At 61.6% G+C, this 16,941-nt stretch carries 19 protein-coding genes and 1 riboswitch; of the genes, 15 read left to right on the forward strand and 4 right to left on the reverse strand.

Going from position 1 to position 16,941, the window contains the following annotated elements; translation table 11 throughout:
* The first annotated feature begins 9 nt into the window (after positions 1 to 9).
* Positions 10 to 231: riboswitch (cobalamin riboswitch) on the forward strand.
* Between the two features lie 178 nt (positions 232 to 409).
* The 13 genes from cobO (at position 410) to CYD26_RS18495 (ending at position 11,645) form a co-directional block, all read left to right on the forward strand.
* Entirely contained in the window at positions 410 to 1,021 is a 612-nt protein-coding gene (gene cobO, locus CYD26_RS18435; RefSeq protein ID WP_102053271.1) for a cob(I)yrinic acid a,c-diamide adenosyltransferase, read from the forward strand.
* Positions 1,018 to 2,313, forward strand: coding sequence for a cobyrinate a,c-diamide synthase (locus tag CYD26_RS18440; RefSeq protein ID WP_102053272.1), 1,296 nt, complete (start codon positions 1,018 to 1,020; stop codon positions 2,311 to 2,313). The genes cobO and CYD26_RS18440 overlap by 4 nt, the downstream gene beginning before the upstream one ends.
* Positions 2,310 to 2,957: a 5,6-dimethylbenzimidazole synthase gene (bluB, locus tag CYD26_RS18445; protein ID WP_065760519.1), complete on the forward strand. Its 648-nt coding sequence runs from the start codon at positions 2,310 to 2,312 to the stop codon at positions 2,955 to 2,957. Before CYD26_RS18440 ends, bluB begins: the two co-directional genes overlap by 4 nt.
* Complete coding sequence (cbiB, locus tag CYD26_RS18450) at positions 2,957 to 3,865, forward strand: adenosylcobinamide-phosphate synthase CbiB (protein ID WP_065760520.1); 909 nt, start codon at positions 2,957 to 2,959, stop codon at positions 3,863 to 3,865. The genes bluB and cbiB overlap by 1 nt, the downstream gene beginning before the upstream one ends.
* Entirely contained in the window at positions 3,858 to 4,850 is a 993-nt protein-coding gene (gene cobD / locus CYD26_RS18455) for a threonine-phosphate decarboxylase CobD (RefSeq protein ID WP_102053273.1), read from the forward strand. Before cbiB ends, cobD begins: the two co-directional genes overlap by 8 nt.
* Positions 4,847 to 6,301 carry a cobyric acid synthase gene (locus CYD26_RS18460; RefSeq protein ID WP_102053274.1) on the forward strand — a complete coding sequence of 485 codons (1,455 nt, stop codon included), beginning with the start codon at positions 4,847 to 4,849 and terminating at the stop codon, positions 6,299 to 6,301. Before cobD ends, CYD26_RS18460 begins: the two co-directional genes overlap by 4 nt.
* A gap of 1 nt (position 6,302) precedes the next feature.
* Positions 6,303 to 6,824, forward strand: a complete 522-nt coding sequence (gene cobU / locus CYD26_RS18465) for a bifunctional adenosylcobinamide kinase/adenosylcobinamide-phosphate guanylyltransferase (protein WP_065760523.1) — start codon at positions 6,303 to 6,305, stop codon at positions 6,822 to 6,824.
* Positions 6,821 to 7,876 (forward strand): nicotinate-nucleotide--dimethylbenzimidazole phosphoribosyltransferase, encoded by a 1,056-nt coding sequence (cobT, locus tag CYD26_RS18470; RefSeq protein WP_102053275.1) that lies wholly within the window; start codon positions 6,821 to 6,823, stop codon positions 7,874 to 7,876. Before cobU ends, cobT begins: the two co-directional genes overlap by 4 nt.
* On the forward strand, positions 7,873 to 8,442 hold the full coding sequence (gene cobC, locus CYD26_RS18475) for an alpha-ribazole phosphatase (protein ID WP_099775553.1): 570 nt from the start codon (positions 7,873 to 7,875) through the stop codon (positions 8,440 to 8,442). The genes cobT and cobC overlap by 4 nt, the downstream gene beginning before the upstream one ends.
* Entirely contained in the window at positions 8,442 to 9,170 is a 729-nt protein-coding gene (locus CYD26_RS18480) for an adenosylcobinamide-GDP ribazoletransferase (RefSeq protein WP_102053276.1), read from the forward strand. Before cobC ends, CYD26_RS18480 begins: the two co-directional genes overlap by 1 nt.
* An 86-nt stretch (positions 9,171 to 9,256) precedes the next feature.
* Entirely contained in the window at positions 9,257 to 9,661 is a 405-nt protein-coding gene (locus tag CYD26_RS18485; protein WP_102053286.1) for a MarR family winged helix-turn-helix transcriptional regulator, read from the forward strand.
* A gap of 62 nt (positions 9,662 to 9,723) precedes the next feature.
* Positions 9,724 to 10,932: an MFS transporter gene (locus CYD26_RS18490; protein WP_065760527.1), complete on the forward strand. Its 1,209-nt coding sequence runs from the start codon at positions 9,724 to 9,726 to the stop codon at positions 10,930 to 10,932.
* A gap of 161 nt (positions 10,933 to 11,093) precedes the next feature.
* A complete protein-coding gene (locus CYD26_RS18495; protein WP_178081722.1) occupies positions 11,094 to 11,645 on the forward strand; it encodes a glutathione peroxidase in 552 nt (183 codons plus the stop codon).
* A 5-nt stretch (positions 11,646 to 11,650) separates the two neighbouring features.
* On the opposite strand, the gene CYD26_RS18500 is transcribed toward CYD26_RS18495, so the two are convergent.
* Positions 11,651 to 11,911: a DUF2798 domain-containing protein gene (locus tag CYD26_RS18500; RefSeq protein WP_099775549.1), complete on the reverse strand. Its 261-nt coding sequence runs from the start codon at positions 11,909 to 11,911 to the stop codon at positions 11,651 to 11,653.
* 111 nt (positions 11,912 to 12,022) lie between these two features.
* Between CYD26_RS18500 and CYD26_RS18505 the strand changes: the two genes are divergently transcribed.
* Positions 12,023 to 12,958: a LysR family transcriptional regulator gene (locus CYD26_RS18505; protein ID WP_102053278.1), complete on the forward strand. Its 936-nt coding sequence runs from the start codon at positions 12,023 to 12,025 to the stop codon at positions 12,956 to 12,958.
* Positions 12,959 to 13,030: 72 nt separating this feature from the next.
* On the opposite strand, the gene CYD26_RS18510 is transcribed toward CYD26_RS18505, so the two are convergent.
* From CYD26_RS18510 to CYD26_RS18520, 3 genes are all read right to left on the reverse strand, one after another.
* Entirely contained in the window at positions 13,031 to 14,305 is a 1,275-nt protein-coding gene (locus CYD26_RS18510; RefSeq protein WP_102053279.1) for an OmpP1/FadL family transporter, read from the reverse strand.
* Between the two features lie 144 nt (positions 14,306 to 14,449).
* The gene (locus tag CYD26_RS18515) at positions 14,450 to 14,932 is read right to left on the reverse strand and encodes a hypothetical protein (protein ID WP_065760530.1); all 483 of its coding nucleotides are present in this window, start codon (positions 14,930 to 14,932) and stop codon (positions 14,450 to 14,452) included.
* 268 nt (positions 14,933 to 15,200) lie between these two features.
* Entirely contained in the window at positions 15,201 to 15,425 is a 225-nt protein-coding gene (locus CYD26_RS18520) for a hypothetical protein (protein WP_099776760.1), read from the reverse strand.
* A 946-nt stretch (positions 15,426 to 16,371) separates the two neighbouring features.
* Here CYD26_RS18520 and CYD26_RS18525 point away from each other — a divergent pair.
* On the forward strand, positions 16,372 to 16,800 hold the full coding sequence (locus tag CYD26_RS18525) for a tetratricopeptide repeat protein (RefSeq protein WP_065760531.1): 429 nt from the start codon (positions 16,372 to 16,374) through the stop codon (positions 16,798 to 16,800).
* The last annotated feature ends 141 nt before the right edge of the window (positions 16,801 to 16,941 follow it).

Below are 16,941 nucleotides of genomic sequence, written 5' to 3' on the forward strand. Positions count from 1 at the left end.
ACCCTCTAACCTTCGCGACTTGTTTCAGGTGCTCTGCAGCCGTGGCGGTTGGCAGGGTGAAACAGGGAAGCCGGTGGGCGCTTGCAGCGCGATTCCGGCGCTGCCCCCGCAACGGTAGGTGAGTCAAGGTTACGCAGGGCCACGGGGTCTACGACCCGGGAAGGCGCGTCGCCAGGGTGTGCATGACCCCGCTCACAAGCCCGGAGACCGGCCTGTTACAGCCAACGGCATCACGGAGGGTGATGCGCGGTACGCCGGCCTCTGGCCGCAGCCCTGCGCGTTTTTCGTGTGCTTTGTCCATTCATCTGTCGCGCCGCCCAGTGGCCTTTCCAAACCCCAGCCCGTGCCGGTCGTCGTTGCTGACGATGGCCTGTGGTGCCCGGCCGACAGTTGCCTGCGGAGACTAGCGATGACTGAATCCACCGAGCGTGACGAACGCCACTTGGCGCGCATGCTGCGTAAAAAAGCGGTGATCGACGAGCGTATTGCCAATTCCCCGAACGAGTGCGGCTTGCTGCTGGTATTGAGCGGCAATGGCAAGGGCAAGAGCAGTTCGGCGTTCGGCATGCTTGCCCGCGCCATGGGCCACGGCATGCAGTGCGGCGTGGTGCAGTTCATCAAGGGCCGCAACAGCACCGGAGAAGAACTGTTCTTCCGGCGTTTCCCCGAGCAGGTGCGTTATCACGTGATGGGCGAGGGGTTTACCTGGGAAACCCAGGACCGGCAGCGTGACATTGCCGCGGCTGAAGCCGCCTGGGTGGTGACGCGCGAGTTGCTGCAGGATCCGACCATCAGCCTGGTGGTGCTCGATGAACTGAACATCGCACTCAAACATGGCTACCTCGACCTGGATCAGGTGCTCACCGACCTGCAGGCCCGGCCACCGATGCAGCATGTGATCGTTACCGGTCGCGGTGCCAAGCCGGAGCTGATCGAACTGGCCGATACCGTCACTGAGATGGGCATGATCAAGCATGCATTTCAGGCCGGTATTCGTGCCCAGAAAGGCGTCGAGCTATGAGTGAAACCCGGCATTGCCCGGCAGTATTGATTGCGGCGCCGGCGTCCGGTCAGGGCAAGACCACGGTCACTGCGGCGCTGGCGCGGCTGCACCGCAACCAGGGTCGCAAGGTGCGGGTGTTCAAATGTGGCCCGGACTTTCTCGATCCGATGATCCTTGAGCGTGCAAGCGGCGCCCCGGTCTACCAGCTGGACCTGTGGATGATTGGCGCCGAGCAGAGCCGACGCTTGCTGTGGGAAGCAGCGGCTGAAGCCGATGTGATTCTTATCGAGGGCGTCATGGGCCTGTTTGACGGTACGCCATCCAGTGCCGATCTGGCTCGGCACTTTGGTGTGCCGGTGCTGGCGGTGATCGACGGTACAGCCATGGCGCAAACCTTCGGTGCGCTGGCGTTGGGCCTGGCACGCTATCAGCCAGACCTGCCATTTGCTGGCGTACTGGCCAACCGCGTCGGTTCATTGCGCCACGCACAACTGCTGGAGGGTAGCCTCACCGAGGGGCTGCGCTGGTATGGCGGCCTGTCACGGGAAACCGCCATCGAGTTGCCGAGCCGTCACCTGGGGCTGGTTCAGGCCAGTGAACTGAACGACCTCGACCTGCGCCTGGATGCGGCTGCCGAGGCGCTGGGGGGAAGTTGCGAATCGGCGTTGCCACCAAACGTGGCATTTTCAGCCCCCCAACCGCACACGGTTGAGCCTTTGTTGGCCGGTGTCCGCATCGCAGTGGCCCGTGATGAGGCGTTTGCCTTTACCTATGGCGCCAACCTCGATGTGCTCCGCGACATGGGCGCGCACCTGAGCTTTTTCTCGCCGCTGCATGACGAACAGTTACCGGAGGCCGACAGCCTCTATTTGCCGGGCGGCTACCCTGAACTGCACCATCAGGCCCTGGCGGCCAACAGACCCATGCTGACGGCCATTCGTACCCATCATCAATTGGGCAAGCCGCTGCTGGCCGAGTGCGGTGGCATGCTCTACCTGCTGGATGCCCTCACCGATGTGGCGGGTGAGCGTGCCGAGTTGCTCGGCCTGTTGCCCGGTGAGGCCGTGATGCAAAAGCGCTTGGCGGCGCTGGCGTTGCAAGCGGTGGCATTGCCGGAAGGCACCTTGCGCGGGCACACCTACCACCATTCGTTGACCCAGACCGAGTTGACCCCGATTGCTCGCGGGCAGAGCCCCAATGGTGGGCGTGGAGCCGAAGCGGTCTATCGCTGTGGGCGGCTGACCGCCTCCTATGTGCATTTCTATTTTCCTTCCAACCCCCACGCGTCGGCGGCGCTACTGGCACCATGAGCGAACACGATTTCAGCGCGGACGAACGGGCAGCGGTGTACCGCGTGATTGCCGAGCGCCGTGACATGCGTCACTTCATCGGCGGCAAGGTGGCACCTGAGCTTCTGGCGCGCCTGCTTCAGGCTGCGCACCAGGCCCCCAGCGTTGGCTTGATGCAACCCTGGCGCTTTATCCGTATTACTGACCGCAGTTTGCGTCAGCGTATCCAGGTGGTCGTGGAGCAGGAGCGGGTGCGCACGGCCGAAGCGCTTGGCGAGCGTGCCGACGACTTCATGAAACTCAAGGTCGAAGGCATCAGCGACTGTGCCGAGGTGTTGGTGGCGGCATTGATGGATAAGCGCGAGGGGCATATTTTCGGTCGCCGTACGCTGCCGGAAATGGACCTGGCGTCACTCTCCTGCGCTATCCAGAACCTCTGGTTGGCGGCGCGGGCCGAAGGGCTGGGGATGGGCTGGGTATCGTTGTTCGAGCCACAGGCACTGGCGGATTTGCTGGGGATGCCCGAAGGGGCCAAGCCATTGGCCGTGCTCTGCCTGGGGCCGGTGGCGGCATTTTATCCTGCGCCAATGCTTGAACTGGAAGGCTGGACCAAGGCGCGTCCGCTCGATGACATGCTGTATGAAAACCATTGGGGAGAGCGTTGATGAGTGTGGCTTTGCTGAGCGTGGCCGGTGTGGCGCTGGATGCGCTGCTGGGTGAGCCAAAGCGCCGCCATCCGCTGGTCGCTTTCGGGCGCTTCGCCTCGCGCCTGGAACAGCGTTTCAATGCGGGTGGGCGTGGCTGGCGCAGCCATGGTGTCACGGCCTGGTTTCTTGCTGTGGTACCACTGACCCTGGCGGCTACGCTGTTGTCCTGGTTGCCCTACATCGGATGGGGGGTGGAGATCCTCGCCCTCTATTGTGCCTTGGGGCTGCGCAGTCTCGGCGAGCATGTCATGCCCGTGGCCGATGCCTTGCGCCAAGGCAACCTTGACGAGGCACGGCGTCGGGTCGGTTTTCTGGTCAGTCGCGAGACCCGTGAGCTGGATGAGACGGCCGTCGCCCGGGCGGCTACCGAGTCGGTGTTGGAAAATGGCAGCGATGCCGTGTTTGCCGCCTTGTTCTGGTTTGTCGTCGCCGGTGCGCCGGGAGTGGTGCTCTATCGGCTGAGCAACACCCTGGATGCCATGTGGGGCTATCGCAACGAGCGTTTTGAACGCTTCGGTTGGGCGGCGGCGCGCATTGACGATGTACTCAATTATATTCCTGCGCGGTTGGTGGCCCTGACCTATGCCGTGCTGGGCAAGACTCGCCTGGCCTTGCGTTGCTGGCGTCGCCAGGCGCCGCAATGGGACAGCCCGAACGCCGGGCCGGTGATGGCATCCGGGGCCGGCGCGCTGGGTGTCGAGTTGGGGGGCGCGGCGGTCTACCATGGCGAACTGCATGAGCGAGCTCAGTTGGGCGAGGGCCCTGCAGCCGATGCCGACGCTATCGAGCGTGGCTGGCAACTGGTGTGCCGTGGTGTCTGGTTGTGGTTGCTGGTGTTGTGCCTGGGAGCTGAATTCTATGCTTGAACACGGAGGGCGCCTGCAGCGGGCGATCCAGCAGTACGGTATTGCTCAGGAGTGCTGGCTTGACCTGTCCAGTGGCATCGCGCCCTGGCCATTCAGTGTCCCGCCGATTCCGTTGCGGGCCTGGGCACGGCTGCCGGAGACCGACGATGGCCTGGAGCAGGCTGCCGCCGAATACTATGGCGTCAAGCGCCTGCTGCCGGTCGCGGGTTCCCAGGCGGCTATTCAGGCGCTGCCGCGCCTGCGGCGTACTGGCAAGGTCGGCGTGCTGTCGCCGTGTTACGCCGAACATGCCGAGGGCTGGCGGCGTGCCGGGCACCGGGTGCGTGAGCTGGACGAGACGCAGATCGAACACTACCTCGACAGCCTTGATGTACTGGTGGTGGTCAACCCCAACAACCCGACCGGGCGCGTCGTGTCACCAGAGCAGCTGCTGAACTGGCATGCGCGCCTGGCCCAGCATGGTGGCTGGTTGCTGGTTGACGAGGCGTTCATGGACAACACCCCCGCGCAGAGCATTGCGGCTTATGCGGATCGCCCCGGCCTGATTGTGTTGCGTTCGTTCGGCAAGTTCTTCGGGCTTGCCGGGGTGCGTTTGGGGTTTGTCGTGGCCGAGCGGCAAATGCTGCAACTGCTGGCTGAGCAGCTCGGGCCGTGGGCGGTCAGTGGGCCAACCCGTGTGCTGGGGCAGGCCTGCCTGCAGGACCGGGCCGCTCATCAATTGCAGATCAAGCGTTGTGCCGATGCGAGCCGGCGCCTGGCCCTTTTGCTGGAGGCGGTCGGCTTGCCGCCCAGTGGTGGCTGTGACCTGTTCCAGTACCTGGTGACTGAGCGGGCGGCCCACATCCATGAGTTCATGGCACGACGCGGTATTTTGCTGCGCGTGTTCGAGCAACCGGCCAGCTTGCGGTTTGGTTTGCCCGATACGGAAGACGATTGGCAGCGCCTGAGCCTCGCGTTGAATGACTACTGCAAGGAGCAGCCATGACGACCCTGATGGTGCAAGGCACTACCTCGGATGCTGGCAAGAGCACCCTGGTGACCGCGTTATGCCGCTGGCTGGTACGCCAGGGGGTTGGCGTCGTACCGTTCAAGCCGCAGAACATGGCACTCAACAGCGCGGTAACCGCCGACGGTGGCGAGATTGGTCGAGCCCAGGCTGTACAGGCCCAGGCTGCAGGCCTGGCGCCGCACACCGACATGAACCCGGTGCTGCTCAAACCGAACAGTGATACCGGTGCCCAGGTCATCGTCCATGGGCGTGCTGTCACCAACATGAACGCCGTGGCGTATCACGACTACAAGGCCATCGCCATGCAGGCGGTGTTGGCATCGCATCGGCGGCTCAGCGAGACGTATCCCGTGGTGATGGTCGAAGGGGCGGGCTCGCCGGCGGAAATCAACCTGCGTGCCGGTGATATTGCCAACATGGGCTTTGCCGAGGCGGTGGACTGCCCGGTGATCCTGATCGCCGACATCAACCGGGGGGGGGTATTTGCGCACCTGGTCGGCACCCTGGAACTGCTGTCGCCAACGGAGCAGGCGCGAGTCAAAGGCTTTGTGATCAACCGTTTTCGTGGTGACATCGCCCTGCTTCAGCCTGGCCTCGATTGGCTGGAAGCACGCACCGGCAAGCCGGTGTTGGGTGTGTTGCCCTATGTGATGGACCTGCACCTGGAGGCCGAGGACGGTCTCGATCAGCGTCAGGGTGACAAGGTCGCGCAGGTGCTCAAGGTGATTGTCCCGGTGTTGCCGCGTATCAGCAACCACACCGATTTCGACCCGTTGCGCCTGCACCCGCAGGTTGACCTGCAGTTCATCGGCCCCGGCCAGGCGATTCCGCCTGCCGACCTGATTATCCTGCCAGGCTCCAAGAGCGTGCGCGGCGACCTGGCGCAATTGCGTGAGCGTGGCTGGGAAGCGGCTATCGCGCGTCATTTGCGCTACGGCGGGAAAGTATTGGGCATCTGTGGCGGCTTGCAGATGCTCGGTCAGCGGGTGGACGACCCGCTGGGCCTGGAAGGTACCGCCGGTTCCAGCCCGGGCCTGGGCTTGCTGGACTTTGTCACCGAACTGGAAGCTGAGAAGCAGTTGCGCAATGTCGCCGGTCAGTTGTCCCTGGAAGCCGCGGCGATCAGCGGCTACGAAATTCATGCCGGGGTCAGCCGTGGCCCGGCACTGGAGCATCCCGCCGTGTACTTGAGCGATGGTCGCCATGACGGTGCGATCAGTGCCGACGGGCAGATCCTCTGTACCTACCTGCACGGCTTGTTCGAGTCGCCCGCTTCCTGCAGCGCGCTGTTGCGCTGGGCAGGCTTGGACGACGTTGAACAGGTCGACTATCACGCCCTGCGTGAACTGGACATCGAGCGCCTGGCCGACCTGGTCGACCGGCATCTGGATACCTCTCGGTTACGACAATTGTGTGGGCTTGACTGACATGCTCAACCTGATCCTCGGTGGTGCCCGCTCTGGCAAGAGCCGCCTGGCTGAACAACGGGCGCAGCACAGCGCCTTGCCGGTGACCTACATTGCCACCAGCGAGCCGCTGGATGGCGAAATGAATGCTCGGGTGCAACTGCACCGCGAGCGTCGGCCTGCTGAATGGGGGCTGATTGAAGAGCCTCTGGCGCTGGCCCGAACCTTGATCGACAACGCAGCGCCCGGGCGTTGCCTGTTGGTGGACTGCCTGACCCTCTGGCTGACCAACCTGCTCATGCTTGAAGACACGCAGCGCTTGAACGATGAGCGCAACGCGTTGCTTGACTGTCTGCCCAACCTGCCGGGCGAGATCATTCTGGTGAGCAATGAGACTGGCCTGGGGGTTGTGCCCATGGGCGAACTGACCCGCCGTTATGTCGATGAAGCCGGCTGGCTGCATCAAGCCATTGCCGAGCGCTGTCAGCGTGTGGTGCTGACTGTTGCCGGCTTGCCCCTCGTTTTGAAAGGACCTGCACTATGAGTCAGAACTGGTGGCAGAACCCCTGCCAGGCACCGGATGAAGCGATCCACCAGCAAGCACTGGAGCGACAGCAACAATTGACCAAACCGGCGGGCTCGCTGGGCCGTCTGGAGGCATTTGCGGTGCAGTTGGCCAGCCTGCAAGGGCGGCTCAAGCCTGACTTGGCACAGGTCTGGATCACGATCTTCGCGGGGGATCATGGCGTTGTCGCGGAAGGCATCTCTGCGTATCCGCAGGCCGTCACTGCCCAAATGTTGCAGAACTTCGTCAGCGGTGGTGCGGCGATCAGCGTTCTGGCACGCCAGTTGGACGCGCGTCTGGAGGTGGTCGACCTCGGTACAGCTACCCTGCAAGACGACTTGCCGGGCGTGCGACATGTGCGTATTGGCGCGGGGACAGCCAACTTCGCCAAGGCGCCGGCGATGACGCTTGAGCAGGGCTTGCTGGCCTTGCAGGCTGGGCGCGAAAGCGTTTTGCGGGCCGCTGCGAACGGCGCGCAGTTGTTTATTGGCGGTGAAATGGGCATTGGCAACACCACCGCCGCGAGTGCCCTGGCATGTGCGTTGCTCGGGTGTGCGGCCAGCGACCTCAGCGGCCCAGGAACTGGCCTGGATGCGGCAGGTGTGCGGCACAAGGCCGAAGTGATTGAGCGGGCCCTGAAACAGCATGCCGTTTCCGGTGATGACCCTCTGCAGGTTCTGCTTTGCTTCGGCGGTTTTGAGATCGCCGCGTTGGTGGGTGCTTACCTGGCCTGCGCTCAGGAAGGTATCGCCGTGCTGGTCGATGGATTCATCTGCACAGTCGCCGCATTGCTGGCGGTTCGTCTGAACCCGCAGGCACACTGCTGGCTGCTGTTCGGGCACCGTGGTGCCGAGCCAGGTCATCGCCTGGTATTGGCGCAGCTGGATGCCGAACCGGTGCTGGAGCTCGGTTTGCGGTTGGGAGAGGGCAGTGGTGCTGCGTTGGCGGTGCCGCTGCTGCGTCTTGCCTGTGAGCTGCATGGGCAGATGGCGACCTTTGCCGAGGCCGCCGTTGCGGATCGTCCGGCATGATCATTGACCTGCTGCGTCATGGCGAAACCGAACAGGGGGGCGGCTTGCGTGGCAGCCTTGATGACGCCCTGACAGATCAGGGATGGGCGCAGATGCGCGCGGCGACCGCCAGCCGTGCACCGTGGCAACGGCTGATCAGTTCGCCACTGCAGCGTTGTGCACGCTTTGCCGAGGCCCTGTCCGGGCAACTGGGCGTGCCATGTGAGCTGGAGCCAGAGTTGCAGGAGCTGCACTTTGGTGAGTGGGAAGGACGCAGCGCGGCTGCGTTGATGGAAACCCATGCGCAGGAACTGGGTCAGTTCTGGGCTGATCCCTATGCGTTTACCCCGCCCGGTGGCGAGCCGGTTGCAGGGTTTGAGGCCCGAGTGCTGCGTGCCTTGGCGCGCTTGCAGCAGCGATATCTGGGCGAGCACCTGTTGCTGGTCACCCACGGCGGGGTGATGCGGCTGTTGCTGGCGCGTGCCAGAGGGTTGCCACGTGAGCAGTTGTTGCAGGTCGAGGTCGGGCACGGAGCGCTGGTGCGACTGGTGCTGGATGCCGACGGACAATGGCAAGAGGCCCGCTGATGTTGCCCTTCTGGATTGCCTTGCAGTTCCTCAGCAGCCTGCCTGTGCGACTGCCGGGCATGCCGGCTGCCGAGCAGATGGGGCGTTCGTTGCTGTTCTACCCCGTGGTGGGGCTATTGTTCGGCGTGCTGCTGTGGGCCTTTGACAGCCTGCTGGCCGCAAGCCCGTTGCTGCTGCATGCTGCGCTGCTGCTGACGCTCTGGGTGTTGCTCAGTGGCGCGTTGCACCTGGACGGGTTGGCTGACAGTGCTGACGCCTGGCTGGGTGGCTTTGGTGATCGTGAACGAACCCTGACGATCATGAAAGATCCGCGCAGCGGGCCAATTGCCGTGGTTACCCTGGTTCTGGTGTTGTTGTTGAAGTTCACGGCGTTGCTGGCGCTGGTTCAGGCCGGGCAGAGCATGGCGTTGCTGCTGGCGCCTCTGATCGGGCGTGCGGCCATGCTTGGGTTGTTCCTCTGTACGCCTTATGTACGTGCTGGCGGGCTGGGCCAGGCCTTGGCCGAGCACCTGCCGCGGCGCAGCGGGCACATCGTCTTGGTGCTCAGTGGCGTGGCCTGTGTGCTGCTCGCTGGCTGGCAAGGCGTGCAGGCACTGTTGCTGGCATGTGTTGTGTTCTTTTGGCTGCGCAGCCTGATGGTGCGCCGATTGGGCGGCACCACGGGTGACACGGCTGGCGCCTTGCTGGAGCTGCTTGAGTTGGCGGTACTGGTCGGCTTGGCGTTGTAGCGATTGCCGCCTGCCGTTGGCCTGTGATCGCGCCATGTTCTGCGCTAATGCTTGTGTTGAAGCCGATGCGGGTATATACACGTACCATGTTGACCAGCCAATGCCTCTGTACCCACTTGCGTCGTGCTGCCCGAGGGGTGAGCCGCCGTTACGACGAAGCCCTTGAAGGCTTCGGCATCAATGTTGCCCAATTTTCCTTGTTGCGGCACTTGCAGCGCCTCGACCGTCCGAGCATCTCCAGCCTGGCCGAAGCCATGGGCCTGGACCGCAGCACCTTGGGGCGCAACCTGCGGGTGCTGGAGGCCGATGGCCTGGTGGCGCTGGCTGAGGGTGATGACTTGCGTAATCGCCTGGTACTGCTCACCGAGCAGGGCAAGGCGCGGCTGTCGGCTGCTGAGCCTGCCTGGGAGCAGGCGCAGTTGAAGATGCTGGCGGCGTTGGGCGAAGCGCAGCGTGACGAACTGTTGCGCTTGCTGAAGCAATTGGCGTGAAACATGACCCTAAACGCGGGTATATACCCGCGTAACCTTGCGGCAGTCAGGAGACAATAATAATGACCACGGTATGGCGAACGAGCGGCTGGATACTCTTGGGCGCAGCCCTGATTTTGGCGTTATCGCTCGGTGTGCGACACGGTTTTGGCCTGTTTCTGGCGCCAATGAGCGCCGAGTTCGGCTGGGGGCGCGAGGTGTTTGCCTTTGCCATCGCCCTGCAGAACCTCATCTGGGGCCTGGCGCAGCCCTTTGCCGGCGCCCTGGCTGACCGCCTGGGCGCCGCTCGGGTAGTGATTATCGGCGGGGTTCTGTATGCCGTCGGCCTGCTCATGATGGGGATGGCCGATTCGCCCCTGTCGTTATCACTCAGCGCTGGTCTGTTGATTGGCATTGGCCTGTCAGGCACCTCGTTCTCAGTGATCCTTGGGGTCGTGGGCCGTGCGGTACCCGCAGAGAAGCGCAGTGTGGCCATGGGTATTGCCAGTGCTGCTGGCTCGTTTGGCCAGTTTGCGATGCTGCCAGGAACGCTGAGCCTGATTGGCTGGCTCGGTTGGTCAGCGGCATTGCTGGTACTGGGGCTGCTGGTCGCATTGATCGTGCCGCTGGTGGGCATGCTGCGCGACCGTCCATTGCCGAGCCACGCAGATGAGCAGACCTTGGGCGAAGCCTTGCGCGAGGCCTGTTCGCACTCAGGGTTCTGGCTGTTGGCGCTGGGCTTCTTTGTCTGCGGTTTCCAGGTGGTGTTTATCGGGGTGCACTTGCCGGCGTACCTGGTTGACCAGCACCTGCCTGCCACCATCGGCACTACGGTGCTGGCGCTGGTTGGCCTGTTCAATATTTTCGGTACCTACACGGCCGGCTGGCTTGGTGGCCGGATGTCCAAGCCGCGCCTGTTGACGGCACTCTACCTGTTGCGTGCCGTCGTGATTGTGCTGTTCATCTGGGTGCCCGTATCGGCCGTCAGTGCCTATTTGTTTGGTATCGCCATGGGCTTGCTCTGGCTGTCCACGGTGCCCTTGACCAATGGCACCGTCGCCACCTTGTTCGGTGTGCGTAACCTGTCGATGCTGGGTGGGATTGTCTTCCTGTTCCACCAGTTGGGTGCGTTTCTGGGGGGCTGGCTGGGCGGTGTGGTGTATGACCGTACGGGTAACTATGACCTGGTCTGGCAGATCTCGATCCTGCTCAGCCTATTGGCTGCGGCGCTCAACTGGCCTGTGCGCGAACGTCCGGTTGCGCGGCTGCAAGCGCAAGTGGGGGCGGCGTGAGCCCCCAGGCGTTGCGCTGGCTTGTGCTGGCAGGCGGCCTGTTGGTGCTTGGGCTTGCCTGGTGGGGCTGGCATCAGGGCGGGTTGGCTTTGATGCAATTGGGCATGGGCGCTTGCTAGGCGTATTCTGAACCCTCGGACTGCATTCACAGGAGAGGCATGATGCGTACACGCTGGTTGTGGATTCCGTTGTTGACGCTTGTTTCCGGGGCAGCGGCTGTTGCCGGCCAATGCCCTGAACTGTTGCAAGGTGAGCTGCCCAAGTTGCGCGCCAAGGAGCAGATCGACCTGTGTGAACAGTTTGCCGGCAAGCCGCTGGTGGTGGTCAATACCGCCAGCTACTGCGGCTTTGCGCCACAATTTGAAGGCCTTGAGGCGATTTACCAGGCCTATCACGAGCAAGGCCTGGAAATGCTCGGGGTGCCGTCCAATGACTTCAAGCAGGAAGCTGCCAGCAGTGTCGAGACGGCCAAGGTCTGTTATGCCAACTACGGCGTGACCTTCACCATGACCGAACCGCAGGCCGTACGTGGCGACGATGCTACGCACCTGTTCCGGGAGCTGGCACGCCAGAGCAGTGCGCCGAAGTGGAACTTCTATAAATATGTTGTGGACCGTCAGGGTAAGGTCGTCGCCAGTTTCTCCAGCCTGACCAAGCCGGATGACCCGCAATTCAAGGCGGCCATCGACAAGGCCATTGCTTCACAGCCCTGAGGGTCTCAGTGCGGAGCATGAACCGTCAGGGCTACCAACTTGATCACGATCGGGCGTACCACAAGTACGCAGGCGAATGCGACCGGCATTGCCAGTTGGTAGGCCTTGAGCACATGGCCGAGGTAGTCGTCATGAATACCGCTGTTGGCGGCGGTAATGACGAAGCACATCAGCAGGGCCATGATGCCTGACATGTAGAACGCAAATACATAAGGGGTGGCGCGCACGCCGAGCTTCAGGCGGCGGGTGGTGTTGACTGGGTTCATGGTGGCTCCTTGTGGGGGATGGATGGCAGCCTAACAAGCCTGAACAGCGTGAGGTAGACGCCTTCTGCTTAGGTCTTTATAAAGAAAAAATTACGAATAGCGGACGCAAGCATGAACCTGTTGGGCTCCATCAAGAGCTTTATCAAAGTGGTCGAGGCCGGCAGCATCGCAGCAGGGGCTCGTGCCTTGGGGCTAAGTGCTGCAGCGGTCAGCCAGAACATTGCGCGGCTGGAGAAGCACTTGCAGGTGCGCCTGTTGTCGCGCACCACACGCAGTATGGCGTTGACCGCAGCCGGAAGTGTTTATTACGAGAAGGTCAAACACATCGAGCGTGACCTTGAGCATGCTCAGGTGGCGATTACTGCGCCGGATGCCGAGCCGCACGGGCGTTTGTGTATCGCCTCATCCTCAGCCTTTGCCCGCCATGTGCTAGCCCGCCTGATTCCCGCGTTCAGTGCCCGTTATCCCAGGCTTTCGATAGAGATTGTCACCAGCGACAGGCGCGTCAACCATGCCCAGGAAGGGGTGGATGTCAGTGTTCGCATCACCCCACAACTGGAAGACGGCCTGCTCGCGCGGCATATCGCTCGGGTGCCCTTCATCTGTTGTGCGTCACCGGCGTACCTGGCGGAGGTCGGGTGGCCAAGTGCACCGGAAGAGCTTAAGCAACACCGTTGCCTGGTATTCCGCTACCCGGTTGAGGGGCGCTTCCTGCCTTGGGGGTTTGTGCGTGATGGGCTGCGCTTTGATGCCGAATTCGGCAACGTGTTGATCAGTGACGATATTGATGTGCTGGCGCAGATGGCGGCGCAGGGAGGCGGCATCACACGTTTAGCCGAGTTTGTGGCGCGTCCCTACCTGGCGCGTGGCGAGTTGGTGCCGTTGTTCAAATATTCTCAAGCGAGCCGGGCCTACGCGCAGACCGAGCCGATGGATGTCTACCTGTGCGTAGCCGACCGCTTTGCCTTGACGCCCAAGGTCCGTGCCTTCATGGACTATGTGCAGCAGGCCCTGGAAGACTACCGGGTGCCGGCAGGGCAGGCCTAGAAACACAAACGCCCCGAGTTCGTCGGGGCGTTTGTGTTGCACGGGCGGCGGTAACCTGCCGCGTGCATGAGATCAGAAGCGGTAGGTGAGCGATGCACCCACACCGTGTGCGCTGTTCTCGTACTTGGCGTTGTAGGTGCCTTTGAAGTGCGCAGGGTCCAAACTGGACTGATTGACGGTGGTGTCTTCTTCCATTAGATAGGAGTAGGCGACGTCGATGGTCATGTCGTCGCTTGGGCTCCAGCCTGCGCCAAGGCTGAACACCTTGCGGTCGCCGGTCGGAATGCGTGGCGAGCGGTTGACGTTGTTGGTTGGCGACTGGTCAACGGTGAAACCTGCGCGCAGGGTCCATTCCTTGTTCACTTTGTAGGCGGCACCGACGGCATATGCCCAAGTGTCATGCCAGTTCTGTTCTTCGCTGATCTGCCCCAAGCTTGGCGCTAGTGGGGCCGGAACGCCTTCATTGTTGGCAGTGATGGCTTCCAGGCGGCTCCAGCGGGTCCAGGTGCTGCCCGCGTAGAGGGTCCAATGGTCGTCCAGTTCGTGGGTGAGCGAGAAGTCTACCGATTCTGGCGTCTTGATTTTCAGCGAGGCGTCGTACTTGCTGCCGCTGAATGGGCCGAAACCAGTACCGTTAATCTCTGTGTCGCCTTTGAGCTTGTAGTCGACCATCGAGTGGTAGGTCAGGCCGACGCGTGTGCTGTCGGTGGCCTGTACCAGGATGCCGATGTTGTAGCCTATGGCGGTGTCGTCGCCAGAGATTTTTACCTTTCCGTCGTTTGTGCCGGGGCTTACGGGATTCAGCGTAGCAGACTCCAGGGTGCCATCAATGCGGTTGATGGTCGGGCCAAAACCGATGGAAACCTTGTCGTTGAACGCATAGCTAATGGTTGGCTGCAGGGTGACGACTCGTACCTCACTCTTGCTGCCGAAGTAGCGGCCGGAAAAGCTGTTTTCATAGTCGGTGAGCAGGCCGAAAGGTACGTACATGCCCATGCCGAATGCCCAGTGTTCGTCGATAGGTTTGACGTAATAGCCCATGGGCACGCCAACTACCGGGACCATGTTGCCGTTGCTGGTGCCGCCAAAGGTACCCGTGCCGTCGATATCGGACCTGGCGATGACAGCGGCGCCGCCAACGGTCACTTGTTCGCGCTTGAGGCGCGACATGCCGGCAGGGTTACCGAATACGGTGCTGGCATCATCGGCAGAAGAAGAGCGACCCGCAAAGCCGGTTCCCATGCTGCTGATGCTTTGTTCGTTAAGAGCAAAGCCGCTGGCGAACAGTTGAGTGGACGCGAGCGTGACAGCGAGACCTAGCGACGTTTTGAGTATTGCTTTTTTCATTATTAGAACTCCTTGGGATCACCGGCTCGCAAACTACCAACATTCTGTCCGTCGCGCTATAGGGCATATCCCGGGAGATAGCGCGCTTTTGTAGGACAATCTGACCAAAATTCCTTTTTTTTGCGTTTCGATGGCAAGGGGTTCTCAGCAGGCTTGAAGGTGTACCGGGTCGATGCACAGGTGCCATGCCTGGGTGAAGTCGCGCAGGCGGCCCTGGGGCTGGAAGATCTGGCGCCAGATACGTGCCAGGCCCAGCAGGTCATCGGCGTCTGGCAATTGTGGGCGTTGTTCTTCGATCAACATCCAGGCGATAGCGGTGGCATAGCGTAAGTTGACTGTCAGTTCCAGGTGAGGTCCGGCGAGGAATGCATGCTGGCTGGCAAGGCCGCGGATCAGGCTGGCCAGTTCGGGGTCGCGGGCGAGGAAGCGGTCCCAGAGCGATTGGTGGCGCGGCTCGGAAATTCGATACAGGCCGTGGCCGCGACGATCGTGAAGGGCGTCGCCAAGCCTGGATTGGCTGGCCGCTATGCCCAGTAACAGTGCCTCTGCGCTGGCGCAATGGCGATTCAGATAGAGCAGCGTGGGGCGGATCACGTGCTGGCTTAACTCGCTCGCGGCGATACCCATAATGCCCTCGCACTTGAAAGTGGCCGGCGGGGCGCTGGTGCTTGGCAGCTGGAGAATCGGTCAGGCCCGCCGGAAGCGGTCTGTACCGCTTGAGTTGAAGTGTAGTGTCATATTCGTGGTGTAAAGGGCTGTTTTTAAATCGTTTCTGGTGCGTGGTTATAGCGCATATGCACTTGGGTGCTTAGCGGGTGATCGTTGGTGTATGCGCAGCGGGCAAAAAAAAGCCCCGCTGCAAGGGCGGGGCTTGGGGGTGTTGCGTAACGTCGGGTTACGCAACCAGCGACTGGCGTGCGCGGTCGATGACCGCTTGCAGCGGTTTGGCGCCGGTGTACTGGTCCGGGTACAGTCGCTCGGTGTGTTGAGCGATACCGTGTTCATTGACCAGGGTGAAGCTGAAGCTGCCCTTGCGTGAAGCAAGGATCAAGCAGTTCAGGGGGGCAAATGCCTGGCTTAGGGTGCGAATCGCAGCCTGAGTATGGGTGCTATGTTTCATCATTATTGGAAGTTCCTGCAAAAGACACGGCAACGGAGCCGTGTACGCTTTAAACGTTCCAGTAACGCCTGGCTTTAGGCCGGTGCGAAGAACCTGACTGGAACAGGGCAGCCAGTTTGGAGCGCATTATCATGTGGCGCTTGGGCTGACTGGTAGGTACTCAGAGGGCAGGCAACACGCCAGAGTCAAGGTTCTTGGACGCTGGGTGAGAGAAATTCTGCTCAATCTGCAGGTTGGTTCATGCGAACAAAGAGACTTGTGTGCGAACCATCAGGTGGCCGGTCCTGGTTTCAGCAGCGCGCTCTATCGTTTGAGATGAGCATCGCCTGCAAGGACCGCTTTGGCCAGAATTGAATTTCAGCTTGGTACTAACGGTGGCAAGACTACCGTGCCGGCTTTGGTTTGGCAAGCGCTATTGGTTTGTTTCTGGCGAGCCGGCCAGTATCTCTGCTTTTGGGCCTTCTGTGAAGCCTCTGTGCCAGGCGTTGTGCCAAATCCGTGCAGGGGGTCGCCTTTCTTTAGGGCGGTTGTACACACATGGAGCACGCACTGTCGCAGCGATGCAACAGGTGTTCGGTGGCCGGCCAATGACTCGCTCTCAGGGACAAGTCAATGAAAAAAAACACTTTTTTTAGCTGGTGAAAAAATCGACAGTTTGACTGAAGCCCACATTCTATGGGGCTTTGCGGGGTGTGAAGGGGGGTTGTCCACCGAGTTATCCACAGCTTCTGTGGATTGTCCCGAGCGCTTGCTCTAGGACGGGCGTTCCAGCTTTTTGCTTGCTGTCTGACAATCCGGGGTGGTGGTGGTTTGTGTGAAATGTCTCTGTGAAAGCGTCAAGAAAAAATGTGCCGAACGGACGAAAAAAAACTGTCGAGTCCGGTTGAGCCATTGCTGAATAAAAGGAGTAGAGTGGCGCGCCTCTCGAGTTACCTCCATCGTTTTTATGAAGTTTCGCAGTAAAGTCCCCGCGTCCAGCCTTGTTCAAATGCCGCTTCCCGAACCACGACGCCTGTCGCTGAAGGTTGCCCTGTGGTTGCTCGACAGCCCGCGTCTGGGTGATAACCGCAACATCAAGCACATTGCGGGTCGTCTGCTCAAACAGCCCGCTCGCCAGGGCGTAGTGGTTGCTCAAAGTCGCTTGGGGCAAATGCTCTGCCGCGATTGTGGTAATGCCCGCGACCGACGAATCGGTCATGAACTTTTGCGCCAGGCCGCCCGTGCCGGTGATCGCCGTGCTCAGTTGGAATATGGCCGACTCTGTGCCCAGCCTCAGTTCAACGCGCCTGAGCAGGCCCGTCACTGGCTGGAGCAGGCCGCAGGCCAGGGCTCGCAGGAGGCCGCACGCCTGCTCAAGCAATTGCTCGAGCGCTAGATACAGCGCGCTGTCCGGGGCTGTTAAGCTGGGGCAGTTTTTCCTTGGGAGATAGCTATGGCGGTGGATCTGACCAGTATTTTGCTGGGCGTATTGGCGGCTGCGTTGCCCTGTTTGGGCCTGGTCCTGCAGTTGCAGCGT

Source organism: Pseudomonas sp. FFUP_PS_473 (assembly GCF_002858665.1).
Classification (GTDB): Bacteria; Pseudomonadota; Gammaproteobacteria; order Pseudomonadales; family Pseudomonadaceae; genus Aquipseudomonas; species Aquipseudomonas defluvii.